This window comes from Dendrosporobacter sp. 1207_IL3150 (assembly GCF_036763085.1).
Lineage (GTDB): Bacteria > Bacillota > Negativicutes > DSM-1736 > Dendrosporobacteraceae > JBAIYU01.
Genome location: NZ_JBAIYU010000007.1, coordinates 134,816 through 159,181, shown reverse-complemented (window position 1 = coordinate 159,181; position 24,366 = coordinate 134,816). Strand labels below are relative to the sequence as shown.

21 protein-coding genes and 8 tRNA genes are annotated in these 24,366 nt (G+C 41.7%); 28 read left to right on the top strand and 1 reads right to left on the bottom strand.

The genetic code is table 11. The features are described from left to right. Nucleotides 1-55 precede the first annotated feature (55 nt). The 3 genes from V6C17_RS02050 (at nt 56) to V6C17_RS02040 (ending at nt 1,627) form a co-directional block, all read left to right on the top strand. Nucleotides 56-742: a manganese catalase family protein gene (locus tag V6C17_RS02050; RefSeq protein WP_333520878.1), complete on the top strand. Its 687-nt coding sequence runs from the start codon at nt 56-58 to the stop codon at nt 740-742. 128 nt (nt 743-870) lie between these two features. Next, on the top strand, nt 871-1,347 hold the full coding sequence (locus tag V6C17_RS02045) for a hypothetical protein (protein WP_333520877.1): 477 nt from the start codon (nt 871-873) through the stop codon (nt 1,345-1,347). 103 nt (nt 1,348-1,450) lie between these two features. Further along, nucleotides 1,451-1,627 carry an aspartyl-phosphate phosphatase Spo0E family protein gene (locus V6C17_RS02040; RefSeq protein ID WP_333520876.1) on the top strand — a complete coding sequence of 59 codons (177 nt, stop codon included), beginning with the start codon at nt 1,451-1,453 and terminating at the stop codon, nt 1,625-1,627. A gap of 87 nt (nt 1,628-1,714) precedes the next feature. Here the strand turns inward: V6C17_RS02040 and V6C17_RS02035 are convergent, their stop codons facing one another. After that, complete coding sequence (locus V6C17_RS02035; RefSeq protein ID WP_333520875.1) at nt 1,715-3,565, bottom strand: APC family permease; 1,851 nt, start codon at nt 3,563-3,565, stop codon at nt 1,715-1,717. 204 nt (nt 3,566-3,769) lie between these two features. On the opposite strand from V6C17_RS02035, the gene V6C17_RS02030 reads away from it, so the two are divergent. The 25 genes from V6C17_RS02030 to V6C17_RS01910 all read left to right on the top strand — a co-directional run bounded on the left by V6C17_RS02030 (nt 3,770) and on the right by V6C17_RS01910 (nt 24,259). Further along, complete coding sequence (locus V6C17_RS02030; RefSeq protein ID WP_333520874.1) at nt 3,770-4,132, top strand: ArsR/SmtB family transcription factor; 363 nt, start codon at nt 3,770-3,772, stop codon at nt 4,130-4,132. 12 nt (nt 4,133-4,144) lie between these two features. Continuing rightward, the gene (locus V6C17_RS02025; protein WP_333520873.1) at nt 4,145-6,046 is read left to right on the top strand and encodes a heavy metal translocating P-type ATPase; all 1,902 of its coding nucleotides are present in this window, start codon (nt 4,145-4,147) and stop codon (nt 6,044-6,046) included. 671 nt (nt 6,047-6,717) lie between these two features. Then, nucleotides 6,718-8,001, top strand: coding sequence for an adenylosuccinate synthase (locus tag V6C17_RS02020; RefSeq protein WP_333520872.1), 1,284 nt, complete (start codon nt 6,718-6,720; stop codon nt 7,999-8,001). Nucleotides 8,002-8,096: 95 nt separating this feature from the next. Then, a complete protein-coding gene (locus V6C17_RS02015) occupies nt 8,097-8,945 on the top strand; it encodes a DMT family transporter (RefSeq protein ID WP_333520871.1) in 849 nt (282 codons plus the stop codon). Between the two features lie 188 nt (nt 8,946-9,133). After that, nucleotides 9,134-10,099 (top strand): sensor domain-containing diguanylate cyclase, encoded by a 966-nt coding sequence (locus V6C17_RS02010; protein ID WP_333520870.1) that lies wholly within the window; start codon nt 9,134-9,136, stop codon nt 10,097-10,099. A 220-nt stretch (nt 10,100-10,319) separates the two neighbouring features. Beyond that, nucleotides 10,320-12,200 (top strand): sigma-54-dependent Fis family transcriptional regulator, encoded by a 1,881-nt coding sequence (locus V6C17_RS02005; protein ID WP_333520869.1) that lies wholly within the window; start codon nt 10,320-10,322, stop codon nt 12,198-12,200. A gap of 201 nt (nt 12,201-12,401) precedes the next feature. Then, the gene (locus tag V6C17_RS02000) at nt 12,402-13,388 is read left to right on the top strand and encodes a thiamine pyrophosphate-dependent dehydrogenase E1 component subunit alpha (RefSeq protein ID WP_333520868.1); all 987 of its coding nucleotides are present in this window, start codon (nt 12,402-12,404) and stop codon (nt 13,386-13,388) included. After that, nucleotides 13,381-14,355 carry an alpha-ketoacid dehydrogenase subunit beta gene (locus V6C17_RS01995; RefSeq protein WP_333520867.1) on the top strand — a complete coding sequence of 325 codons (975 nt, stop codon included), beginning with the start codon at nt 13,381-13,383 and terminating at the stop codon, nt 14,353-14,355. Before V6C17_RS02000 ends, V6C17_RS01995 begins: the two co-directional genes overlap by 8 nt. Before the next feature lie 18 nt (nt 14,356-14,373). After that, a complete protein-coding gene (locus V6C17_RS01990) occupies nt 14,374-15,120 on the top strand; it encodes an SDR family NAD(P)-dependent oxidoreductase (protein ID WP_333520866.1) in 747 nt (248 codons plus the stop codon). Between the two features lie 80 nt (nt 15,121-15,200). Next, the gene (locus tag V6C17_RS01985) at nt 15,201-16,484 is read left to right on the top strand and encodes an MFS transporter (protein WP_333520865.1); all 1,284 of its coding nucleotides are present in this window, start codon (nt 15,201-15,203) and stop codon (nt 16,482-16,484) included. A gap of 143 nt (nt 16,485-16,627) precedes the next feature. Beyond that, nucleotides 16,628-17,662, top strand: coding sequence for a zinc-binding dehydrogenase (locus V6C17_RS01980; RefSeq protein ID WP_333520864.1), 1,035 nt, complete (start codon nt 16,628-16,630; stop codon nt 17,660-17,662). A gap of 31 nt (nt 17,663-17,693) precedes the next feature. Further along, on the top strand, nt 17,694-18,977 hold the full coding sequence (locus V6C17_RS01975; RefSeq protein ID WP_333520863.1) for a dihydrolipoamide acetyltransferase family protein: 1,284 nt from the start codon (nt 17,694-17,696) through the stop codon (nt 18,975-18,977). A 17-nt stretch (nt 18,978-18,994) separates the two neighbouring features. Continuing rightward, on the top strand, nt 18,995-20,389 hold the full coding sequence (lpdA, locus tag V6C17_RS01970) for a dihydrolipoyl dehydrogenase (protein WP_333520862.1): 1,395 nt from the start codon (nt 18,995-18,997) through the stop codon (nt 20,387-20,389). Next, nucleotides 20,368-21,066, top strand: coding sequence for a lipoyl(octanoyl) transferase LipB (lipB, locus tag V6C17_RS01965; RefSeq protein WP_333520861.1), 699 nt, complete (start codon nt 20,368-20,370; stop codon nt 21,064-21,066). Before lpdA ends, lipB begins: the two co-directional genes overlap by 22 nt. After that, entirely contained in the window at nt 21,053-21,913 is an 861-nt protein-coding gene (lipA, locus tag V6C17_RS01960; protein WP_333520860.1) for a lipoyl synthase, read from the top strand. Before lipB ends, lipA begins: the two co-directional genes overlap by 14 nt. Before the next feature lie 26 nt (nt 21,914-21,939). Continuing rightward, nucleotides 21,940-22,419 (top strand): hypothetical protein, encoded by a 480-nt coding sequence (locus V6C17_RS01955; protein WP_333520859.1) that lies wholly within the window; start codon nt 21,940-21,942, stop codon nt 22,417-22,419. A 65-nt stretch (nt 22,420-22,484) separates the two neighbouring features. Beyond that, nucleotides 22,485-23,420 carry an AEC family transporter gene (locus V6C17_RS01950; RefSeq protein ID WP_333520858.1) on the top strand — a complete coding sequence of 312 codons (936 nt, stop codon included), beginning with the start codon at nt 22,485-22,487 and terminating at the stop codon, nt 23,418-23,420. 82 nt (nt 23,421-23,502) lie between these two features. Further along, nucleotides 23,503-23,578: transfer RNA gene (locus V6C17_RS01945), tRNA-Lys, on the top strand. 5 nt (nt 23,579-23,583) lie between these two features. After that, a tRNA-Glu gene (locus V6C17_RS01940) sits at nt 23,584-23,658 on the top strand. A gap of 7 nt (nt 23,659-23,665) precedes the next feature. Continuing rightward, nucleotides 23,666-23,741: transfer RNA gene (locus tag V6C17_RS01935), tRNA-Val, on the top strand. A 55-nt stretch (nt 23,742-23,796) separates the two neighbouring features. Next, nucleotides 23,797-23,873 (top strand) — tRNA-Asp (locus V6C17_RS01930). A 36-nt stretch (nt 23,874-23,909) separates the two neighbouring features. Further along, nucleotides 23,910-23,985: transfer RNA gene (locus V6C17_RS01925), tRNA-Phe, on the top strand. Nucleotides 23,986-24,020: 35 nt separating this feature from the next. After that, a tRNA-Lys gene (locus V6C17_RS01920) sits at nt 24,021-24,096 on the top strand. Nucleotides 24,097-24,101: 5 nt separating this feature from the next. Further along, nucleotides 24,102-24,176 (top strand) — tRNA-Glu (locus tag V6C17_RS01915). Nucleotides 24,177-24,183: 7 nt separating this feature from the next. After that, nucleotides 24,184-24,259, top strand: a tRNA-Val gene (locus tag V6C17_RS01910). The last annotated feature ends 107 nt before the right edge of the window (nt 24,260-24,366 follow it).

Below are 24,366 nucleotides of genomic sequence, written 5' to 3'. Positions count from 1 at the left end.
GCTTAATTTCTTAGAAATAATAAAATATGAACTAAACTATTAGGTGGTGTATATAATGTTTAAACACGAAAAGCAGTTGCTCAGCCCTGTAAGAGTGGAAAGGCCAAACCCGACATATGCCGCAATGCTAACCGAGCAGCTCGGCGGTCCGCAAGGCGAAATGAAGGCGGCTATCCAGTATATGGCGCAAAGTTTTCGGATAAAAGACCCTGCGATTAAAGATTTGTTTATGGATATAGCATCAGAAGAATTGAGCCATATGGAAATGGTCGCGACAACCATTAATCTCCTTAATGGTCATGATCCTGATACACAAGCCGTACAAGCAGGCCATATAGAAAGTCATGTACTAACAGGTTTAAATCCAGCATTAACAAATGCTTCTGGTTATTTGTGGACAGCTGCTTATGTTAATGTTACCGGTGATTTAGCTGCCGATTTGCTTTCCAACATAGCTGCAGAACAGAGGGCAAAAGTAGTTTATGAATTACTTCACAGACAAATCAATGATAAGTTTGTCAGGGAGACTATTGACTTCCTATTAAATCGCGAAGAAGCCCATAATACACTTTTCCGTCAGGCTTTTAACCAGATTCAAGGAACTGGATCGACTCAAGACTGGGGAATAGATGAGAACGCTAGACTTTACTTTGACTTATCTACTCCAGGGAAATACTTTGACATAAAAAATCCTCAGCCTCCAGCTTTCCAGAATCCTGATACTGGTGTAATGAAGCATTAGCATAAAAAGATAAATGACCTGGTTTAGCGCTTAGGTGCTAAACCAGGTCATTTAATATAACTATTTACAAAAAGGACGTTAAACATTTATGCTAGGGAAGTTGTGTCGGTAGATATGGGGGAGTTTAAATGGTTTTTAGGAAACTTTTGTGTAAGCTAAATCTCAGTAAAGAGATAGAGGTCCATTTTTATCAAACTACGCTTAAGATGTACTCGAAAAGATCGGAAATAGACTTTGCAGAAGCTCGAAGTATCAAAGAAGCCGAAATTGGCTTATTCTCATTCAAGGCTGAGATTAGTAGTAACATAAGTGAACCTTTAGTTTTGAAAAACCTGAGTGTTATAATGAATTTTGCTAATCTAGAAGTTCAAAAAAAACTGTTTAGTGTTAGTGATGCCTTTAGGCAGTTAGAGTCAATTAGCGAAATAGCTATTCCGTCAGACACACTAATAACTGAGTCGTTCAACTTCTATTTAACTAGAGATGAAATATCTAGAGTAATAAGCGATAAAAATAAATACCAGCTAATTTTTTTAGCCGAAAAATCGGATGGCAAATTTATCAGATCGCAAATACCATGGGTAATCAATGCTATAGAGCTTTAAGAATTATCATATTGCCAATTGAACAGTCTAGGAAGAATCTCAGGCGATTTTTTACCAGTTGTAAAGGGCATAATAAAGAGCAAAAGTGCTTGAGGTGCTATATATGAATAAAATCAGGGAAATAGAACTTCAAATTCAAGAGCTGCGTGCTAAATTATATAAAGCGGCAGAGCGCAAATCATTTACCGATCCAACGGTTGTCGCAGCCAGTCAAGAGTTAGATGAAATGTTATTAAAATATGAGCTGTTTTTCAAGAGCAAAATACGTGAGGGCAAATAATTAGACTGAAATCTAAAAATAATATATTAAGTTGAATAAAGGGCTAAGCAGAAGCACGCAAACGTACTCTGCTTAGCCCTTTTATTACTATTCTTTCAGCTGATACGGAACAGTAGTAACAATTACGTTTTCGCGCAGAATCAAAGCTGTTCTTAGTATCCAGCCTGTTTGGTTATGAAGAAGACGATGCCACCATCTTTTAGTTTCGAATTCAGGAATAACTACTGTAATGTAGTCATCTGGGCCTTTTGCATCATGAAGGTGCTCGATATAGTCGATAAGCGGATTCATTAATAGACGATAGGGTGAGTGCAGCACAACTAGTTCAAGGCCCAAGTCCCACTGATTCCACTTAGCTTTTATCTTTTCCTCAGAGTCTTCTTCGCTGGCAACATGGACAGCTAAGACGTTATCGCCAATTGCCTTGGCATACTTTAATGTTTCAAAAACAACTCTCGTGGGGGTCGAGACGGGGACTACAACAATATGTTTACTTTCAGTTCCAGCTTTAGGTTTGGCTTGGGCGACGAATTCTGGTGGCATACTTAGCTGTTTGGCAATGGAGTCATAATGTCCGCGGATTTTTTTGAAGACAAATATTATCGATGGAACGAAAACCAGTATCAGCCAAGCACCGTGGGCAAACTTAGTCACTGTTATTATTATAACAACAAGACCAGTCGTAAAAGCCCCAAGGCCGTTCAGCCAGGCCCTAAGTTGCCAGCCTTGTCCGCGTTCGCGGCGCCAATGGACAATCATGCTTGTTTGAGCAATAGTAAAAGAAACAAAAACACCGATTGCATAAAGTGAAATAAGATGATCTATATTGCCGCCAAAAACAACAATAAGGGTTGCAGCCGCAATTGTCAGCAGAAGAATCCCGTTTGAGTAGGTTAATCGTTCTCCGCGTGTTGCAAGATAGCGAGGCATATAGCCATCCTTTGCTACAATTGAGAGCAGGATTGGTAGACCATTGTATGCGGTGTTAGCTGCTAAATATAAAACAAGCATTGTACTTAGCTGGATGTAGTAATAAAACCAGCCACGACCGAAAACTTGCTCGGCTATCTGTGATAATGCGGTTACATCAGGAATGGGTATTATATGATAGTGGAGCATTAAGAATGAGATCCCAGTAAACATAGTACCTAAAATTCCAGCCATCCAATAGGTGGTTATTGTTGCATTATGGGACTCGGGTTTCCTAAACATTGGAACACTGTCAGCAATCGCTTCAACCCCAGTCATAGAACTGCAGCCATTAGCAAAAGCGCGCAGTATTACAAAGAAAGCGGCCCAATTTAGCGGCTGGGTTGAAAAAGCATCTGGGTGAACTAAATATGTAGATTCAGTAAATGCTTTATAAGCGCCGACCGCTACCAAGCACAATATCCCAAATAAAAAGGCATAGGTAGGAAAGACAAAAGCATTTGATGATTCGCGAACACCTCTTAAATTAATTAGCATTAAAATCGCGAATAAAACAAAAAGGTCGATAGCCACGTCATGACCTGCTATGAATGGAAATGCAGATGTAATAGCCGCTGTACCGGCGGTTACGCTAACGGCAGCTGTAAGCACATAGTCGGCAAATACCGAACCTGCAGCAATTAGAGCAGGCATTTCGCCCAAATTCTTTTTAGCAACGGCGTAGGCACCACCTCCACCAGGATTAGCCTTGGCAACTTGGACGTAAGATAAAGCGACAATTGCTAGGAGGACAAGAATTGAAAGTGAAATCGGAGCCATATAACTGTAGGCTATCAGACCAGGAACGGCAACTAAAGTTAAGATAATTTGCTCTGGACCATAGGCTACTGACGATAGAGCATCAGATGAGAAAATCGACAGAGCTTTCCATTTAGGCAGTTTTTCGTGCGCAAGCTCATTGTTATGAAGTGGCTTTCCAATGAGTAAGCGCCTAATCGTGCGCATCATATGTTGTTCGATACTTCCTCTCTCAAGAAAAAATGATTACAGAAATCAATTATATCCAAATTTATTAAAAAGAACAGTGTTATTTTTTTATTAAGGGGTATTATGCAAAAAATATTAACAAAGTGTTTACAAAGGTATAAATGTTGAGTAGAATGAAGTTGCTTATATGAATATATATTCACATAAGCAAGGAGGGGGTTTGTTATGAAAAACTTACAATATAACTGTGGTGAGAGACGCTGTGTCGACGAAACATGCTTAGCTTCAATAAAGGAAAATATGCTTGATGAGGAAGTATTCCTTGATATTGCGGAGACCTTTCAGGTCTTAAGTGAACCTACGCGGGTGAAGATTGTTCATGTATTAGCCGAGGGCGGTGAATTATGCGTACACCATATCGCGACAATTCTAGGTATGACATCATCAGCGGTATCACATCAGCTTAGGCAATTGAGAAATATGCGCCTTGTTAAGACGCGTAAAGAAGCACAGCATGTTTATTACTCGCTAAATGATGGGCATATTATGCAGCTATTTAATCAATGTCTAGAACATGTTCAGGAATGAGGTGAAGGGAAAATGTCGCTAAAAGTGGTTGAAAGCAAATTAACTGAGTCTAAGAGTCATGGCCATCACCATGATCACGGACATGGATATGAATATATAGTTGTTGGACTGTCGACCTGTCTAGTTAGTTTGTATTGGTTCGAAATAATGCCTGCAATATTTGGCATAGATACTGCTCTAATTGCGGCTCTGTTATGCGGTTTTCCGATTGTAAGAGAAGCGATAATGGCAATAGTCAAACAAGGTGATACAAAAGTTGGTCTGTTAGTCAGTATTGCGATAATTGCATCCATTGCTATTGGTGAATATTTTGCAGCCGCAGAAGTGGCAATAATTATGACAATTGGGGAAATGTTAGAGCATAAAACGCTTGAGAAGTCTAATGATGCATTACAAAAGCTGGCTGAACTAGCTCCGTTAAAGGCAAGAATAATTTCTAGTGGTGAAGAAAAGGAGATACCCGCAGAAGCTGTACGTCAGGGCGACTATCTGTTGGTGAAGCCTGGTGAAAAAATACCTGTGGATGGAAATATAACCAGAGGGTTTGCTGTAGTAGATCAGTCTGCTATAACTGGTGAGTCAATACCTGTAGAGAAGACTGTTGGTGAACTAGTCTTTGGCGGCACGATTATTGAAAGAGGCTCCATTGAAATAACTGCTGTCAGGGTAGGTAAAGATACTGCACTTGGGCATATTATTCAAATGGTTGAACAAGCTCAGCAAAGCAAAGCGCCGATTGCTCGTATTATCGATAAATGGGCAGATTGGTTTGTACCACTCAGTTTAGGAATTGCCGTTCTTGTATATGCTGTTACAGGGGATATTGTACGGGCGGTTACGATATTAATCGTTTTCTGTCCTTGTGCTATGCTTCTAAGCACGCCAACAGCCGTTGCGGCAGCAATTGGTATGGCAGCACGGCGAGGCGTATTAGTCAAAGGCGGAGAAGTCTTAGAGCAAATTGGAGATATTGATACTATTCTTTTTGATAAAACCGGGACGGTAACGGTAGGACAGCCTAAGTTGGCTGATATTGCTTGCTATGGTGATTGGAAAAGGCCTGATGTTTTATCGATCGCCGCTGGTATCGAAAAAAGATCTGAGCATCATTTAGCTAAAGCAATAATCGATGCAGCTGTTAGTGAGAAAGTCGTTTCAAGTGAGCCTGAAGAGTGGCAGCAGCTAGTTGGGCTAGGGGTCACTGCCAAAGTTGGCTACATAAACTATTTATTAGGCAACAAATCTCTCTTAGATAATAATGGTATTATGCTTCTAGACGAGCAAATTCAATATAGCCTAGAAAGACAGCTACAAGGTGAAACAGTAGTATATCTCGCCACAGAAAGTGATCTCGCTGCGATAATCACAATTGTAGATCCTCTCCGAAGTGGAGCTGCCGAAGCAATTGAATCCTTAAAACAAGCTGGCATAAAAACAGTCGCATTAATAACAGGAGATGCTGCTATAGTTGGTAAAGCGGTGGGAGAAAAACTCAATATTTCAGAGGTTCACGGCGATTTATTGCCGGGTGACAAAGTTCAGTTCGTCAAGAGCTATCAAGAACAGGGCAATAAGGTGCTTATGGTTGGAGATGGAGTAAATGATGCTCCGGCGTTAGCAGCAGCCAATGTTGGTGTAGCAATGGGTAGTGGTGGTACTAATGTTGCTCTTGAAGCCGCTAGTATCGCATTGCTTTCAGGAGACCTTAAAAAGCTTAAAGTTATTATTCAGCTTAGCAGACGAACAATAAAAACTATCCATCAAAATATCATTGCCGCAAATTTCATAAATTTTGCAGCGATCGTGCTTGCTGCATATGGCTTGCTGGGACCGGTAGCTGCCGCAATCGTTCACAATTTAGGAGCAATTTTGGTAGTTTTAAACTCATCACGCTTGCTTAGAAATAGCGAATAATCTAAAAACGATAGAGAACTCGTCTAAAAAGTCCGAACATTACCATGCAATAGTCCCATTAACATTCGAAATAATGGATTGACACTAAGCCTGGTAAATGCTATGATATTCAAGGGAAAAAAGGTTATATTTCCTTATAAGCTCAAATGTTGGCGTAAAAATTACAGCCTATTTGAGTTATTTTTCTGACTTAGGGAAAGCTAATCTAAGCAATTAGATATCTGAATAAACCCATTTAATTGGCAGCATAGCCGCTAATTTGCAAATATAGATTTTAGCATTAAATCAAGGTTTTTAAATTAGCAACCCAAGTAATTCAGCGCTTGATTGTTGTGCCTGATTTAGCTAACGCTGGAGTTAGTTTTGGCGGACAGTACAATTATTGCTGATTACTTCCTGCGCAAATTTACTATATTTTCGACAAGCTACTGGTTTACCCATATGACATGAAGGCAAATGTCGAGAGAATGGGGATTAGTTTTCAGTCAGAGGGCCTTTTGCATTAGGTGTATGTACGAAAGTGCATGTCGCTGGTTACGGGCGTAGCTAAATGGATGCGCCGAACTCCAGACAAATGTTAATAAAGCCAGGATACTAAAAGAGTCTCTAGTATTTTAATTTTTTGGTATAAGGCAAAAGTTTTATACCGACCGCTAGGAGAGTGGAATATTATGTCAGCAGTAGTAGTTATCGGTACCCAATGGGGCGATGAAGGAAAAGGTAAAATAGTTGATTATTTAGCCGAAAAGGCAGATGTCGTAGTTCGTTATCAAGGAGGCAACAATGCCGGACATACCGTTATTGTTGGTGGCAACGAGTTTAAGTTGCATTTATTGCCTTCAGGCATACTCTATAATGATAAGACCTGCGTTATAGGCAATGGTGTAGTTATTGATCCTGCAGTACTCATTAAAGAAATCGAGAATATGCAGGAAAAAGGTATAGATACTTCCAATCTGCGAATTTCAAACCGTGCACATGTCATCATGCCTTATCACCGTCTGCTTGATGCAGTCGAAGAAGAGTATCGTGGTGATTTTAAAATTGGTACTACTAAACGCGGTATTGGACCATGTTATATGGATAAAAATGCGCGCAGTGGTATTCGCATTGTTGATTTGTTGGATGAAGAAGAGTTTAGTGCAAAATTAGAGCGCAATTTAGAAGCTAAGAACCATCTATTAAAAGCAGTATATAACGAAGAGGGCTTTGATTTCGAAGCAGTAAAAGCTGAATATCTTGGCTACGCCGAGAAACTTCGTCCATATGTGAGAGATACCTCCGCCGTTCTTTATCAAGCTATCGGTGAAGGCCAAAAAGTTCTGTTTGAAGGTGCTCAAGCTACGTTATTGGATTTAGATCATGGAACATATCCGTATGTTACCTCTTCGCATCCGATTGCTGGTGGTGCCTGCATCGGTGCTGGTATTGGCCCAAGCAAAATCAGCAAGGTTATTGGTGTTGTTAAAGCCTATACTACACGTGTTGGCGAAGGACCTTTCCCAACTGAATTGCTGGACGAAACTGGCGAAATGATTCGCAAAGAAGGCCATGAATTTGGTACTACTACCGGTCGTCCGCGTCGTTGCGGCTGGCTGGATGCCTGCGTTGTTCGCTATGCTGGTTATGTAAGCGGAATTGACTACATGGCGATAACTCGTCTGGATATTCTTGATAAACTCAAAACCTTAAAAATTTGTGTGGGTTATAAATACAAAGGCGAGATTATAAACGAGTTTCCAGCAAGTCTTAAAGTCTTGGCTGAAGTTGAACCTGTTTATGAAGAGTTAACAGGTTGGGAAACTGATATCAGTGGTGTTCGCTCATATGACGAACTGCCAGTTAATGCTCGCAAATATGTTGAGCGTTTGAGCGAGGTTACTGGTATTCAAATCGGAATTGTTTCTGTAGGTCCGCGTCGTGATCAAACGATTATTATACATGAAGTGTTTTAAGAGTTAAATGGTATATGAACCGTCTGTTTTATAGCAGGCGGTTTGCTATTATTTAAAAGTAAATAATTTGAGCTAAAAGATGGAAGGTTAGAGAAATGAGCGATAAACAAAAGGCTCTCATATGCTTAGTATTAGCCGCTGTTTTATGGAGTTCGGGCGGTGTGCTTATCAAGTGGGTAGAATGGTCTCCAATGGCTATCGCAGGTATACGCAGCATAATTGCTGCTTTAGTAATTGGAATTGCGTTTAGGCATGAGAAATTAACCTTTTCTAAAGTTCAATGGGCAGGAGCGGCAGCTTACTGTAGTACGGTATTTTTTTTTGTTACAGCAACAAAGATGACAACAGCGGCAAATGCAATTTTATTACAATATACAGCACCTATCTATGTAGCGCTGCTGGGAGGTTGGCTGCTCAGCGAAAGAGCCGATAGGCGTGATTGGTTAACCATTGGGGTAGTTGTTGCTGGTATGATATTCTTCTTTATTGACAAACTATCGGGCGGCGCAATGACAGGAAACTTACTCGCTATTGCATCAGGAGTTAGTTTTGCTCTGTGCATAGTTTGTCTGCGCATGCAAAAGAATGGATCACCCCACGGTTCAATTCTTTTGGGTAACCTATTGACCTTTATAATCAGCATTCCATTTTTATCTGGTATCTCTTTATCCACTTCTAATATAGTCGGAATTATTGTCCTAGGGGTTTTTCAGTTAGGCTTGGCTTACGTGCTTTATTCTTATGCCATTCGTCACATTAATGCACTTCAGGCAACCTTGATAACGACAATTGAACCAATATTAAATCCAATATGGGTATTTCTTGTGCTCGGGGAAGTGCCTGGGCAATTTGCAATAATTGGTGGTTTAATTGTTGTGAGCGCGATTACTCTGAGGTACTATCTTGATACTCCTCAAAGTGCTAAAGAAGAAGCAGTAATATAATTCGCGTTTCATAGAATAAACTTTACTCAACATAACTAGATCTTAGGTGTGTTGAGTTTTTTTGTTTATATAACACTAGCAGACGATCTAATAATATAAAAAGTTCATTAATAGTTGTTACTAAGCAGGAAAAAATAAAGCCTCCTTAGAAACTGTAGAAAACTACAAATCGAAGGAGGCACAAAAATATGCATGACTATTTTAGAGCTATGATAAAAAACGTTTTTAACTATATTGATGAAGGTGTCTACTTCGTCGATTCGAATAAGAATATAATTTATTGGAATCGCGGATGTGAGAAGCTTTCTGGCTATCGATTAGAGGAAGCCATAAATCAGAAATGCTGTCAGATAATTTCTCATATTAATCTGTCTGGTGAAAAAATCTGTGGAGAGCAATGCCCAGTTACACTTGCCCTACAAGAAAGTCAGCAGCCTGAAACTGAGGTATTTATTCTTCATCGGGAAGGACATAGAGTTTCCGTAACAGTTAGAACTTTTCCAGTTTATGATGCTGATAATAATATAATAGGTGTTATCGAATTAATATCAGATAGCTCGCAGCGAAAACTCGGCGGTGATAAGGTTAAAGCGTTAACGAAAGCTGCTTATATTGACTCTCTTACTGAGTTGGTTAGTAAACAATACTTACAAAGCAGGCTGCAAAAAATGTTAAATGAAGCTAGCGCAGCAAATGAACCGTTCGGTATTTTATATATTAATATTCTCGGATTCCGAAAAGTCAATGAGTTATATGGAGTTGCTAATGCCGATAAAATACTCAAAATGGTTGCTAAAACTTTGGAAGCCGTCATCAAAAATCCAAATATAGTGGGTAGGTGGCATGGTGCGAGTTTTATTGCTGTCGTAGAAAGCTCAAATAAGAGCAGACTGTTGATGCTAGCCGAAAAAGTTAAGCTTTTAGTTTCAGAGTCAGGCGTAAGCATTGATAGTGAAACCCTTCATGTTGCTGTAGCGGTTGGTACTGCGTCGATGCAAAGCTATGATACGATTGATTATATTATCGAACGAGCCACAAAGGCGGCATTATCAGTAAGTAAAGAACCGGATAATAATTGTGCTTTGAGTAGTCCAGTAAATACTACTCTTACTAGTAAAGTTTCTGAACGTCGTCATTCACTCCGTAGGAGATAATATAGTTTTAAACTAGCTACTATTATTACAATACTAAAAAAGAGCCTAGGATTCGATTAATTCGTTTCTAGGCTCTTTTTTACTGCCAATAAAGCGGTAAAGTATTTATGACGACTTGATTATTATAAAGCAAGACGTGTATCGGGATAAATTGGTCAAACAGTGAATAAACATTTATAAATATAAAGCAGTATATCAGAATAGCTGGAGTGATAAAAGCATGGATTTGACTAAACATGAGATAGCTTTATCTAAGCAGCGCTGCCGCGAGCGTGGCCTTGACCCAATATGTGGGAACAGCGGAGCGGTAGTAACAGGAAGAGCCCTTGAAGAGTTGTTGTCAGAGCAAAAAGGTTTGATTGAAGCTGCAGCCCCGTTTATGAATAAGTTATACGACTTAGTAAAGAGTTCAGGATTTGTCGTTGTTTTGGCCAGCCGGCAGGGATTTGTAGTTGAAGTGGTAGGAGAGCATGATGCAGTCAGTCCTAATATGGGTGTTCATTATGTAAAAGGGGTTCAATTGACAGAAGAAATAGTAGGAACTACAGCAATTGGTCTTGTTCTTAGAGGCTGTCCTGCCATACAGGTGGCCGGGAGTGAACACTACTGCCGAATCTTTCACAAATGGTCGTGTTCAGCAGCCTCAATAAAGGGGACTGATGGGGAGCTTATCGGGGTGCTTAGTCTCACAGGTCCTCAGGAATTTGTTAATTGTCATACCCTTGGAATGGTTGTTGCGGCTGCCGCAGCTGTAGAAAATTTGCTTAAAAATCATAAAGCTCAAAAAGAGCTAGAAAAATCTTCTCATATCACCTCGACAATCGTTAATGCAATCTCAGATGGACTTCTCATGATTAACAAGTCAGGGGTTGTTACCTACATAAATCCAATTGGATCAAAGATATTAAAAGTTGATGCTAAAGACGCGATCGGTAAAGATCTTCGGGATCTCTGTGACTTTAAGCCTGTAGTTTTACAGGTGCTAGAGACTAAAAGAGGTTATCAGGATCGTGAGTTTGTTATTGAGACGAAACGAGGAACACTGCACTTTATTAAAACAGCTATTCCTATTTACAATGAGCAGGGTGAGTTTGATGGCGTAATTGATATTTTCCGGGAAATAAAAAGAGTACGACAAATGGTAAACCGCATGGTCGGGGCAACAGCCAGATTTAGTTTTGATAACTTGATTGGAACAAGCCCAGGTCTTATGGAAGCAGTAAGATTAGCCAAAATAGCAGCAAATTCGAAAGCCAATGTACTTATTCAGGGCGAGAGTGGAACAGGCAAAGAACTTATCGCCCAAGCCATTCATAACTCTAGCAGCAGGCATGATGGACCATTTGTTGCAATTAACTGTGGGGCCTTGCCGCGGGATATTGTGGAGAGTGAACTATTTGGTTATGAAGAAGGCTCTTTCACAGGGGCTAAGAGTGGGGGACGGCCAGGAAAATTTGAGCTAGCACATGGTGGAACACTCTTTTTAGATGAAATTGGCGAAATGCCGCTTGATATTCAGGTGAAAATTTTAAGGGCATTGCAAGAAAGACGTATTTCCCGCGTTGGCGGTATGCGTTATTTGGATGTTGATGTAAGAATCATTTGTGCAACAAATCGTAATCTTAGTTATGAAGTTTCTCAAGGCAATTTTAGGCAGGACTTGTATTACAGACTTAATGTCTTCCCAATATTTGTACCACCGCTGCGCGAGCGTCAAGGTGATGTGGTAATTCTAGCAGAACTATTTTTGCAGAAAATGTGTGAGCAAATGAATCTGCAGCCTAAAAAACTATCAGCTGAAATGAAAGAAGCATTGCGATACTATGATTGGCCCGGTAATATACGAGAATTGGAAAACATTATCGAGCGGGCCGTAAATATCTGCCAAGATGAAGTTATCGGGTCGGATTATCTTCCTCAGGGTGTTATTAGCAATCCAGTGCAGAACTTACGTCGCAAAATGTCATTGAAGGAAATAGAACTGAAAGCAATTCGGGAAACCTTGGAACAAACAAAGGGAAACATTTCGCAGGCTGCAGAGCTATTGGGTATCGGAAGAAACACCCTCTACAGCAAACTGAAGGACCAGCAAGAGCAATGATCTAAAATTGAACATACATTGTTCAGTATTTGAACGCAGCTGTTTGGCATATCAGACTATAACCTCGTACTAATATGAAAAGTACTTGAAAACAAAGGTGCTAAGATTATTTCTTGGCATCTTATTTTTTGGCACAAAGTTTGCATTAAATAATTAGCAAATAGCTTCACAACTTAGTTTTAACAAACAGGGGGGATTCAAGTGTCTTACGATACAGAGTTATTACTCCGTTTGTATCGCCAGATGGTCAAAATCCGAATATTTGAAGAGAAGGCTCAAGAATTATTTCTAGCTAGTGAATTACCTGGATTTGTCCATCTATATGTTGGTGAAGAGGCAATTGCCGTAGGCGTCTGCGAAAACCTGCGCAAGACTGATTTTATTACTAGTACACATCGTGGGCATGGACATTGTATCGCCAAAGGTGCAGACATATATCGTATGATGGCAGAGCTTTTTGGAAAAAAAGATGGTTACTGTAAAGGAAAAGGCGGATCAATGCATATTGCCGATTTTTCGATAGGCATGTTAGGGGCAAATGGTGTAGTTGGCGGCGGTTATAATTTGGCGGTAGGGGCCGCTTTAGCCGGAAAGATAATGAAACGCGATGATGTTGCAGTTTGCTTTTTCGGGGATGGAGCCTCAAATCGTGGTACTTTTCATGAGGCCTTAAATATGGCGGCAGCGTGGAAACTCCCAGTGTTGTTTGTCTGTGAAAATAATCAATATGCATCAACTACTCCATACCGCAGCACTACAGCGGTAGAGGATATTGCCGTACGCGCGATAGGCTATGGAATGCCGTCAAGAATAGTGGATGGTAATTCAGTCTTGGAAGTCTATAAAGCTGCAAAAGAACTAATTACCTGGATTCGCAGCGGCAATGGTCCAGTACTGCTCGAATGCAAGACCTATCGCATCAAGGGTCATTACGTAGGTGATCCTGAATTATATCGTGCTAAAGCCGAAGTAGAAGTTCAATTTGCGAATAATGATCCCATTAAACGTCTGGCTGAACTAAGTATAAAAGAAAAACTGGTGAAGCAGTCTCAACTTGACGAAGTAATGACTGAAACAATAAGCCTGGTTGAGCAGTCTGTGGAAAAAGCGCGGGCAGCGCAGTACCCCGACGTTAGTGAACTGTTTGACGATCTTTATGCTGAAGAAGGGGTGAAGCTCAATGCGTGAAATAACTTTTTCGGAAGCTACTCTGGAAGCTATGAGCGAAGAAATGGAACGAGACTCGCGAGTGTTTGTAATGGGCGAAGATATAGCCAGACAGGGCGGTATATTTGGGCAGTTTAAAGGGTTGCCGCAAAAGTTTGGATTAGACCGAGTTATCGACACACCTATATCAGAAACTGCAATTGTTGGTGCTGGGGTAGGTGCGGCTTTAGCAGGTGCTAGACCAGTAGTAGATATGCACTTTGCTGATTTCATTACAGTCGCGATGGATGAAGTGGTCAACCAAATGGCCAAGGTTCGCTATATGTTTGGCGGGCAATGCTCTATGCCGCTGGTACTACGTGCACCAGATGGGATCATACGATCCGCAGCAGCTCAGCATTCTCAGAGTTTAGAGGCATGGTTTATGCATGTACCCGGACTAAAAGTAGTAATTCCATCAAATCCAGCAGATGCTAAAGGTCTGCTAAAAGCTGCTATCCGTAGTGAAGACCCCGTATTATATTTCGAACATAAAGCGCTGTTTGCAACAAAGGGGCCAGTGCCGGATGGTGATGTCATTGTACCAATCGGCAAGGCCAAAGTGGTAAGGGAAGGAACTGATGTAACGGTTGTCTCCTATTCATTAGTTATGAACAAGGTCATTAAAGCTGTAGATAGTTTAGTTCAAAAAGGTATTAAAGCTGAGGCGATTGATCTCAGGACAATATCTCCAGTTGACAAAGAGACAATATTTAAATCACTAGCTAAGACCAAGAGATTGGTTATTGTACATGAGGCAATCTGTACTGGTGGGGTAGGCGCTGAAATATCGGCTATGGCTGCCGAGGAAATGCTGGATTACTTGGATGCTCCAATTGTAAGAGTAGGAGCGCCATTTGTACCTGTGCCTTTTAGTCCAGCATTAGAGAAGCTTGTTAAGATAGAGAGTCTGGATATTGAAAAAGCAATAGAAAGCGTTTGTCGGTAAATTCGAGGAGGAGTAAGAATGCCGAGAAAACGAGTGGCGATTGTTACAGGCGGTGCGCGGGGGATAGGGTTGGCTATTAGTAAGGAGCTGGCCGATGAAGGAGTAAAAGTTGTAATCAGTGATATAAATGGAGAAAGAGCAAACTTAGCAGCAGCTGAAATTACGGCTGCTGGCAGAGCGGCCATTGCTGTATCGGCAGATGTTAGTGATGCCAACTCTGTGAGAAGTATGATTGAACAAACTATAGCCGAGTTCGGTCAACTAGATATTCTAATTAACAATGCCGGGATTGTTCAGACTGGACCAGTTACGTCTATTACGGAGGACGAATGGGAGCGAGTAATGGGTGTTAATGCAAAAGGCGTGTTCCTTTGCTGTCAGGCTGTATTGCCGCTGATGATGAAGCAAAGCAACGGAAAAATCTTAAATATCGCGTCTGTTGCAGGTAAAAGAGGGGGAGGTCTGCTGGGAAATTCCTGCTACGCTGCTTCCAAAGGGGCAGTTATTGCCTTTACTAAAACCATCGCTCGTGAAGCAGCACCCTATAACATAAACATTAACGCCTTGTCGCCTGCACTTACTGACACCGATATGACATCTCTTATGTCAGAGGAGAATCGGCAGAATATTGTTGGGATGATCCCGCTTCGACGGGCTGCCCGCCCCGAAGAAGTAGCAGCAGCTGCCTGCTTCTTAGTTTCTGACAGAGCATCATTTATTACCGGGGAAATAATGGATGTTGATGGCGGTCTAATGATGGACTGAAGAATAGGGGAAAAGGAGGAGGATTATCGGCAGAAGAATGCTACGGGCTAAGCTGATGAGGAAAAAAGGAGGGAAAATTAGTGGATAATTCGGCTATTGTTGGGAGTTTAAAGCGCCGGAAGTATATCAATATAATTGTACCGTTGTTCCTTGCTTCGGTTATTGCCTATCTTGACCGAGTCAATGTAGCATATGCGGCACTGACAATGAATAAAGACATGGGGTTTACCGCTCAAATCTTTGGAATGGGCGCAGGGATATTTTTTCTAGGATATATTCTCTTCGAAGTACCTGGTGCATTAATTGCCGAGCGCTGGAGTCCGAGGGTCTGGACTGCTAGGATTATGATAAGCTGGGGTATTGTCTGTGGTCTAATGGCTTTTATGACAACGGAAATGGAGTTTTATATTTATCGATTCCTTCTAGGGGCTGCCGAAGCTAGTTTTTATCCGGTGGTGTATGCTGTAGTTATTCCCCGTTGGTTCAATGCTGAGGAACGCCCTCAGGCTATATCTGTAATGCTTACGTCGCTATTGGTTGCAGCAATCATTGGATCACCTTTAGCCGGCTGGCTGCTGGGTACGCCGCTGTTTGGTATGAAAGGCTGGCAGGTGCTATTTTTCCTTGAAGCAATTCCAGCTGTAGTTTTCGGAATAATCATACTTTATTGGCTTAAGGATTGGCCTAAAGATGCTAAATGGCTTACAGCAGAAGAGAAACAAAAAATCACTGATGATTATGATAAGGAAATTGCTGCTAAAAATTCAGCTAAAAAATATACAGTTTGGCAAGCTTTTAGTGATAAAGAAGTTCTTAAATTATGCTTAATCTACTTTATGTGGATAACTGGTTTCTGGGGCTTCAATTTCTGGATGCCGACGGTACTCAAGTCAGTGTCTGGCTGGTCTAATGCCGCTATCGGCTGGGTCATAGTTATCCCTATGACAATTACGCTGATTGGCTTTATATTGGTAGGCAATTCGTCTTCGCGTACTGGCGAAAAACGCTGGCATGTTGCGATTCCGATGTTTATAGGGGCCATTGGGATGGGGCTTGGCCCATTCGTAACTGATCCTATAATGAGCTTAGTGCTTGTTTGTGTCAGTGCTATCGGCGTATATGTAGGGATGGGCGTATGGTGGACTTATCCGACCTCCTTCCTATCTGGACCAGCGGCTGCGGGGGCAGTTGGCTTAATTAACTCGGTTGGCAATACCGGCGGCTGGCTTGGCCCATATTTAACTGGTTTTATTAAAGATATGACAGGTTCCTTCCAATGGGCCTATATATACTTAGCATTTTCCCTTGCAGTTGCCGGCTTGCTGATACTTACCCTACGTAAAACCCTTCCCACTAGCAAGTAGTTCAGCGATATATTAGTTGAAAGTGCTAAGGCTGCTGCATGTGCTTTACTGTGCTGTGTAAGTACACTATGTGGCAGTCTTAGCTTCTTAAAAATTGTGGTTTTATTTGTGGCGGTAGTAATGTGTCTGAAAGGAGTAATGCTATGAACCTGATGCAGGCTCTGGTAAAGACAGCCCCAGATAAAATAGAATTTAAAATGGTAGCAATTCCCCATTGTGGTCCGCGGGATGTGCTGATAAGAGTTAAGGCGGCAGCTCTGTGTGGAACTGATCTGCATATATGTGACTGGAATTCTTGGGCCCAAGGTGCAAATATAAAACTGCCGTTGATATTAGGTCATGAATGTTGTGGTGATGTGGAAGCTATCGGTAGTGACATTACCACAGTTAAGGTCGGCGATAAAGTAGCAAGTGAGACTCATATTCCTTGCGGAAGATGTTATCAATGTTTTAATGGTCAACAGCATATATGCAGCAACTTAAAACTTTTCGGCATTCATATGAATGGCTGTTTTGCCGAGTATGCAATAATCCCTGAAATTGGTGCGCGCAAAATCCCAACAGCAATACCGTATGAGTTAGGTGCAGTTATGGAGCCTCTTGGGACTGCTTTGCGAGCTGTACATGAGGCCAAAGTATCAGGTGCCAATGTTGTTGTTATTGGCTGTGGCCCTATCGGTTTATTTGCTGTAGCCTCGGCGGCGGCTCTTGGAGCTGCCACTATAACAGCGACTGATATTAGTGAAAGTCGACTGGAGACTGCGCGCAGAATGGGCGCTCAAGTAACCTTAAACGCACTGCAAGCCGATATCCCCAAAGTTATAATGGAGAAAATCTCTGCTGGTGTTGATGTTATTATTGAGGCTTCTGGCAATGCGCAAGCATATGAACAATCATTTCATTTTCTCCGCAAAGGAGGAAGGATGGTTTTAATAGGTTTGCCAAGTAAATCTGTAAACTTGAATTTAGGTAAAGATGTCGTATTTAAAGAAGCTGAAATAATTGGTATTCATGGCCGTAAGATGTTTGAAACATGGACTCAAATGGAAAATTTGCTGGCTGCCGGAAAACTAAATATCAAGCCAGCTATTACTCATGAATTTCCCCTAGACCAATGGCAGCAAGGAATTGCCTTGGCCCGCGACGGCCGAGCCGGAAAAGTTATCTTTTATCCGTAAATAAGGGGATTTACAAGGAGGTTAAAACGGTATGGCTGCAAATATCATTATGCCTCAGCTCGGTTTGACTATGACCGAGGGGACGGTAGTAAAATGGCTAAAAGCAGTTGGTGATAGCGTAGCTAAGGGAGAGGTTATTGTAGAAATCACTACCGATAAAATCGGTGGTCAGATCGAAGCGCCGCTGGACGGAACGCTGTTAGCAATAACTGTCGGTGAAGGCAATATCGCTCCTGTAGCTAGTACAATTGGTGTTGTAGGAATCTCCGGTGAATCCGTAATCATAGAAGAAACAGCTGCTCTGCAAAGTTTGGAAGGTAATTGTCCGGAAAAAGCCCCGAGCTCAGCAAACATCATGGCAATAAGTCACCCTGACTTTATTAAAGCTTCGCCTGCGGCTAAAAAGTTAGCCCGTGATAACAATATTGATTTAGCTCTAGTAACGGCAACAGGACCAGACGGCAGAGTAGTAGAGCGAGATGTTAAAGCTTATTTGTCAAAGGTAACGGCCAAACCGAAAACTAGTCCGTTAGCAGCAAAACTTGCTGACGAACATAACATCGAACCGAGTACTATCAACAAGCAGGGCCGAATAATGAGTTCGGATATATTAAATGCTGCGTCCAAAGTAATTGAGAAATCACAAAAGTCAGTGCCGCTTGCGGGGATAAGAAAAATAATTGCGGAACGAATGAGCCTAAGTTGGCATACTGCTCCTCATGTGACAATATCAATGGCTGTAGATATGACTGCGGCGGCAGCGTTAAAATCAAAATTATCACAGAATGCAGAAAAATATTCTTTTACTGAAATTATTATAAAATGCTCGGCTGCAGCGCTTAAAGAACTGCCAATAGTTAATGCAAGCATTATTGATAAAGCAATTGTACAACATCAGGAGATTAATATTGGCGTGGCTGTCGCCCTCGAGGATGGATTGATTGTTCCGGTTATTCGTACTGCAGATAAATTTAGTATCACTGGACTTAGAGACTCTATCAGAGATTTGAGCACCCGAGCAAGAAATGGCACTCTAACTGCCGATGAGATATCTGGTGGCACATTCACAGTCACAAATTTAGGCATGTATGGAGTAGATGTTTTTACGCCTGTAATTAACCCGCCAGAATCGGCAATTCTCGGTGTCTGCAGAATTCAAGAAACTCCGGTAGTGTTAAATGGGCAAATATGTATAAGGCCTATGATGAATCTATGTCTGTCCTTTGATCATCGCCTTATTGATGGTGCGCTGGCTGCAAAGTTTTTAAACAGAGTAAAACAGCTGCTTGAAAATCCATTGTTGCTGCTGGCTTAACAAGGGGGAGTTGGGATATGAAAAAGAGAGTTATAGTTATTGGTGGGGGACCAGGCGGGTATGTTGCAGCCATAAGAGCTGCTCAGCTTGGAGCCGATGTATGTCTGATTGAAAAGGACAAAACAGGCGGTACCTGTCTAAATCGAGGCTGCATACCAACCAAAGCTTTGCTGCATAGCGTAGAATTATACCAGGCAATGAAAAATGGTGCTTCAAGCGGTATATTAGCAGAAAACCTTAGAATAGATTGGACGATAGTTCAAAGGCGCAAGCAGACTATTGTCAGACGGCTTGTCAACGGAGTTGATGGCTTACTCAAGGCCAACGGAGTCAAAGTATATAAAGGATCGGCAAGGATTTTAAATAAAAATGCAGTTGAGTTTTGCGGATTACAAAAAGAAACCCTTACTGCGGACTATATTATTTTAGCAGTTGGTTCGGAACCAGCACTTATAAAAATACCTGGCGCTGATTTGCCCCAGGTTATTAATAGTACGTTTGCGTTAGATTTAAAACAAATCCCTCAGTCGCTTGTAATAATAGGCGGTGGGGTAATCGGTATGGAGTTTGCTGCGCTATATGGGGCGATAGGAACAAGTGTTACCATTGTTGAGATGATGCCAGAGATCCTGCCAGGGATAGATAAAGAACTGGCGGCCGCCTTGAAAAAAGAATTAGCAGATGAAGGAATTAGTATTCTAACCAATACTAAAGTCAACGAGATTTCATCAGCGGGCGATGGTGTTGTTGTCAGTATTGATTCGGGCGGTGACACACGGCAGTTATCTGCAGAATATGTATTGGTTGCTGTGGGACGCAGAGCAGCAATAAGCAGCGTAGGTCTTGAGCAGGTTGAGATAGCAGTTGAAAACGGGAAAATAAAAACTAATGAAGATTTCCAAACTAATATTTCTAATATATATGCAATTGGAGACTGTAACGGGAAATGCATGCTGGCTCATGCTGCCAGTGCCCAAGGTATTGCGGCCGCTGAACATGCACTAGGGCATCAAGCGATATATATGGGAAATATAGTTCCAGCATGTATTTATACCAATCCTGAGCTTGCCGCGGTAGGAATGACTGAAGAACAGGCAAAACAATCAGGCCAGGAATATAAGGTAGGCAAGTTCCCCTTAGCCGGTAATGGCAAGGCGCTTATTGAAAACAATGGAACAGGTTTTATTAAGATTATTGCTGGCGCAAAATACGGTGAAATACTCGGTGTCCATATATTAGGACCGCGAGCTACCGATTTGATTGCCGAAGCAGCATTAGCAATTCGTCTTGAGGCCACTGTTGATGAACTTGTTTCGACAATTCATGCTCATCCGACAATCAGCGAGGCTATGGCCGAGGCGGCACTTGCTGTCAATAATATGGCGGTACATTGGCCGCCCCAAAAACTCTAATGGGTTCCCGCTGTTTAATTGTTAAGGCCGGCTTAGTAGATTATCATGATGGTCTCAACCTGCAAGATAAGGCTAGATATATAGTGCAGCAAGGCTGCTGGGATGGGATTTTGCTGCTGCTTGAACATCTGCCAGTAATAACAGTTGGAGCACGTGGAAACCGTGATAACATACTGCGCAATAATAGCGAACTACAACATATGGGGATAGCTGTTGTAAATACCAGTCGGGGCGGTGACGTTACATGCCACAGCCCCGGACAGCTAGTAGGCTATCCTGTGATGAATCTCGGCAATTGGCAAAGGGATGTTCACAGCTATGTTAATCTGCTGGAAGAATTATTAATCAGAGTACTCGCCCGGTACGGTTTAAGGGCGGGCCGAAAAGCCAGCTATACAGGTGTTTGGCTTAATGATGAAAAAGTAGCTGCAATAGGTGTGGCTGTTCGACGGTGGATTACGTATCATGGGTTTGCATTAAATATAAATAATAATTTAGAGCTTTTTAATCAAATTGTACCGTGCGGTATTCATGAATTTGGTGTTACCAGTCTTGCTAAGAATGGCGTAAATACTGAATTTGGGCAGATAATAAATACTTTAATAAATGAATTTAGCATTGTATTTGGCTGTAGTATGCATATAAGTGATAAGCTGATAGAAGGTGATTATTATTAATCAAGCTAACTTGCAAAAACCGGAATGGCTTAAAATAAGATTGCCGGGAAATTGGGACAATGGCAAAGTTAGCGGCGTTATTGATATTTTAAACTTGCAGACTGTATGCCGCAGTGCAGCATGTCCTAATATTGGCCAATGCTATCACTCGGGAACAGCTACCTTTTTAATTTTAGGTGATAAATGCACTAGATTATGCCGCTTTTGTGCCGTTAAAAAAGGGATTCCTGAAAAGGTCGATCTAGAGGAACCGCAGAAATTAGCCGAAGCCGTTAAAGAACTCGGGTTAAAACATGTGGTTATTACTTCGGTAACTCGAGACGATTTGCTCGACGGCGGATCAGAGCAATTTGCAGCATGTATTCGGGCGATAAGGACTTGTGTGTCGGCAACAGTTGAAGTTTTGATACCCGATTTTGGCGGTTCGCGCGAGGCGGTAGCTCGGGTCTTAGCGGAACGTCCGGAAGTATTTAATCATAATATTGAGACGGTACCTAGATTATATTCTTCTGTAAGACCGAATGCTTATTATCAGCGTTCGCTCAATGTACTTAAGCAGGCAGTTGAAGAAAGCGGCACAAAAATAAAGAGCGGGCTTATGGTTGGTTTAGGGGAGAATGAAGAGGAAGTTATTGAGGTATTAAAAGATTTAATGGAAGCTGGAGTTTGTATTGTAACTATCGGACAGTATTTGCGGCCATCTCCTCAGCACTTAGCTGTCACAGAATATATACAGCCTGCGCAATTCGTGCGATATGAGCAAATAGCTCGAAAAATGGGCTTTACTCACGTTGCGGCAGGTCCGCTTGTACGTAGTTCTTACAATGCAGCTGCATTCTTAAAATAGATACTTTATATTGGGAGGGGTGGGCAATGCAGCCTAAAGCTGACGGAATATTGGGCCATTTATTGGCGGTGGCTCCTATTTTTAATGATTTAGTACTTGAGGACAGCAGTATTTGCATTACGGATTTAGAAAAAGTTCTATATTATATGCCTGCTGAGAAACTAGATTTGAAAATTAGAGCCGGATTATGTCTGAGACCAGAAATGGCAGCGTATGCAGCTATTAATGAAAAAAGGCGAATAGTAAGACGAATGCCGGCATCTTTGCATGGAATTCCCTTTATCGCTATAGCTAATCCTGTTTGCGGCATAGAAGGAGAAGTTGTAGGGGCTGTTGTAGTTATTCAATCAGTTGAATTACAAGAAGAAATTAAAAGTATATCCAAAGCATTGGAGAAAAGTATGGCTGTTATTGCCGGAACTGTTGACGAAGTTTATGCTCAAACCAATGAAATCGCCGAACTCAGCAAATTTTTGGCTAAGGTCAAGCGCGATGGGTCACCCTGACACATTCCAGGAGGTATCCTCATGAGAGAAAAAGCAGTGTGGCGATTATGTAAGGTGGAAATCTAATGGATGTTTCTCTAAAATTGAACTATTTCTTAATAGATTTAATTTTACCGTTAACAGCAGGTTATTACCTGCGAAGCACGAGGTTTCATAATAAATATCTTGATAAAATGATAAGTGTATGTTTTTCAACTCTGTTTCCCTTTTTGGCTATTCTTACCTTCTGGGTACTACGACCGGCCATGGAACTGTTCTGGCTGCCGTTGTTTGGAGTTATTCTACATATAATACCTGGATTAATTTCTTTTTACTATGCGCGGAAACATTATACCAGTGGAACAGATATCGGTAGTTTTGTTTTAGCTGGAATGCTTTCCAATCTTTTGACTTTGGGTGGAATCTCGGTGTTTATCCTATACGGGGAACGCGGCTTTGCATATGTACAACTGGTAGTGCTATTTCAAAATCTAATTCTATTTTTATTTTGTTTTCCCCTGGCACAGTATTTCGCTCAGAGAGATACTGATAGTGATGGGCAGGGCATTCGCTGGAGGTCACTCTTCAATCGGAATCAGCTGACCGTTGTTGGCATGATTATAGGGGCGTATCTAAATTGGGCTGATTATCTACGGCCCGATTATTTAGGCAATGCAGTGGACTGGCTGATACATATCACCGCATGGCTGACGCTTATCCCGGTTGGTCATTCAATTGATTTCACTCAGATCCGGCAATATTGGCGCAGCACAGTAGATATATTAGTGATTAAGTTTATTTTAACCCCGATTGCTATCTTTGGCTTGGCCCGGATAATATTTACGGACACGATTGTATTCAACACCTTAATGCTTTTATCTTTTGCACCTAGTGCTATTAATGCTGTTATTGCAGTTAGGCTGCATCAATTGAATATTCATCTCGTAATGGCATCGTTTGTACTAACAACTGCTGTCTATTTGCTAGTCGTATATCCGGTTATCTTCTTTTATTTAAGGTAGCATGGGATTTAATGTCGAATTTGGGATTAAATAACGTTGACAAGTATAGCTGGATAATCTATAATCATATCTTGTGAGATGAGATCCACTAGCTCAGTCGGTAGAGCACCTGACTTTTAATCAGGGTGTCGATGGTTCGAGTCCATCGTGGATCACCATTTATGGCCCGTTGGTCAAGCGGTTAAGACACCGCCCTTTCACGGCGGTATCAAGGGTTCGATTCCCTTACGGGTCACCAAACTTATGGGTGATTAGCTCAGCTGGGAGAGCGCCTGCCTTACAAGCAGGATGTCGGCAGTTCGATCCTGTCATCGCCCACCAAATTAACATTACAGTTTGTTGATAATATCAACTGATATTAAGACAAGCTATTTTCGGCCCGGTAGTTTAGTTGGTTAGAATGCCGCCCTGTCACGGCGGAGGTCGTGGGTTCGAGTCCCATCCGGGTCGCCATTTATACTAGCCCTACGGCTGTGTTGGTATAATTATGCCTCGGTAGCTCAGTCGGTAGAGCAGAGGACTGAAAATCCTCGTGTCGGCAGTTCGATTCTGCCCTGAGGCACCATTGATAAAATCCTTACATTGTAAGGTGTTATATATGATCCACTAGCTCAGTCGGTAGAGCACCTGACTTTTAATCAGGGTGTCGATGGTTCGAGTCCATCGTGGATCACCATTCATGGCCCGTTGGTCAAGCGGTTAAGACACCGCCCTTTCACGGCGGTATCAAGGGTTCGATTCCCTTACGGGTCACCAAACTTATGGGTGATTAGCTCAGCTGGGAGAGCGCCTGCCTTACAAGCAGGATGTCGGCAGTTCGATCCTGTCATCGCCCACCAAAAGATAATAATGAGGTAAATAGACTAAAGTGTCTATTTACCTTTTTTGCATATTGGAGTGCTTTGTCGTTTTATGGTGTTTGTGCAAATTTATCCTACAATTTTGC

Coding starts and splice junctions, on each gene's coding strand:
- V6C17_RS02050 (WP_333520878.1), top strand. CDS start 56: ATGTTTAAACACGAAAAGCAGTTGCTCAGCCCTGTAAGAGTGGAAAGG.
- V6C17_RS02045 (WP_333520877.1), top strand. CDS start 871: ATGGTTTTTAGGAAACTTTTGTGTAAGCTAAATCTCAGTAAAGAGATA.
- V6C17_RS02040 (WP_333520876.1), top strand. CDS start 1,451: ATGAATAAAATCAGGGAAATAGAACTTCAAATTCAAGAGCTGCGTGCT.
- V6C17_RS02035 (WP_333520875.1), bottom strand. CDS start 3,565: ATGATGCGCACGATTAGGCGCTTACTCATTGGAAAGCCACTTCATAAC.
- V6C17_RS02030 (WP_333520874.1), top strand. CDS start 3,770: ATGAAAAACTTACAATATAACTGTGGTGAGAGACGCTGTGTCGACGAA.
- V6C17_RS02025 (WP_333520873.1), top strand. CDS start 4,145: ATGTCGCTAAAAGTGGTTGAAAGCAAATTAACTGAGTCTAAGAGTCAT.
- V6C17_RS02020 (WP_333520872.1), top strand. CDS start 6,718: ATGTCAGCAGTAGTAGTTATCGGTACCCAATGGGGCGATGAAGGAAAA.
- V6C17_RS02015 (WP_333520871.1), top strand. CDS start 8,097: ATGAGCGATAAACAAAAGGCTCTCATATGCTTAGTATTAGCCGCTGTT.
- V6C17_RS02010 (WP_333520870.1), top strand. CDS start 9,134: ATGCATGACTATTTTAGAGCTATGATAAAAAACGTTTTTAACTATATT.
- V6C17_RS02005 (WP_333520869.1), top strand. CDS start 10,320: ATGGATTTGACTAAACATGAGATAGCTTTATCTAAGCAGCGCTGCCGC.
- V6C17_RS01995 (WP_333520867.1), top strand. CDS start 13,381: ATGCGTGAAATAACTTTTTCGGAAGCTACTCTGGAAGCTATGAGCGAA.
- V6C17_RS01990 (WP_333520866.1), top strand. CDS start 14,374: ATGCCGAGAAAACGAGTGGCGATTGTTACAGGCGGTGCGCGGGGGATA.
- V6C17_RS01980 (WP_333520864.1), top strand. CDS start 16,628: ATGAACCTGATGCAGGCTCTGGTAAAGACAGCCCCAGATAAAATAGAA.
- V6C17_RS01975 (WP_333520863.1), top strand. CDS start 17,694: ATGGCTGCAAATATCATTATGCCTCAGCTCGGTTTGACTATGACCGAG.
- lpdA (WP_333520862.1), top strand. CDS start 18,995: ATGAAAAAGAGAGTTATAGTTATTGGTGGGGGACCAGGCGGGTATGTT.
- V6C17_RS01955 (WP_333520859.1), top strand. CDS start 21,940: ATGCAGCCTAAAGCTGACGGAATATTGGGCCATTTATTGGCGGTGGCT.
- V6C17_RS01950 (WP_333520858.1), top strand. CDS start 22,485: ATGGATGTTTCTCTAAAATTGAACTATTTCTTAATAGATTTAATTTTA.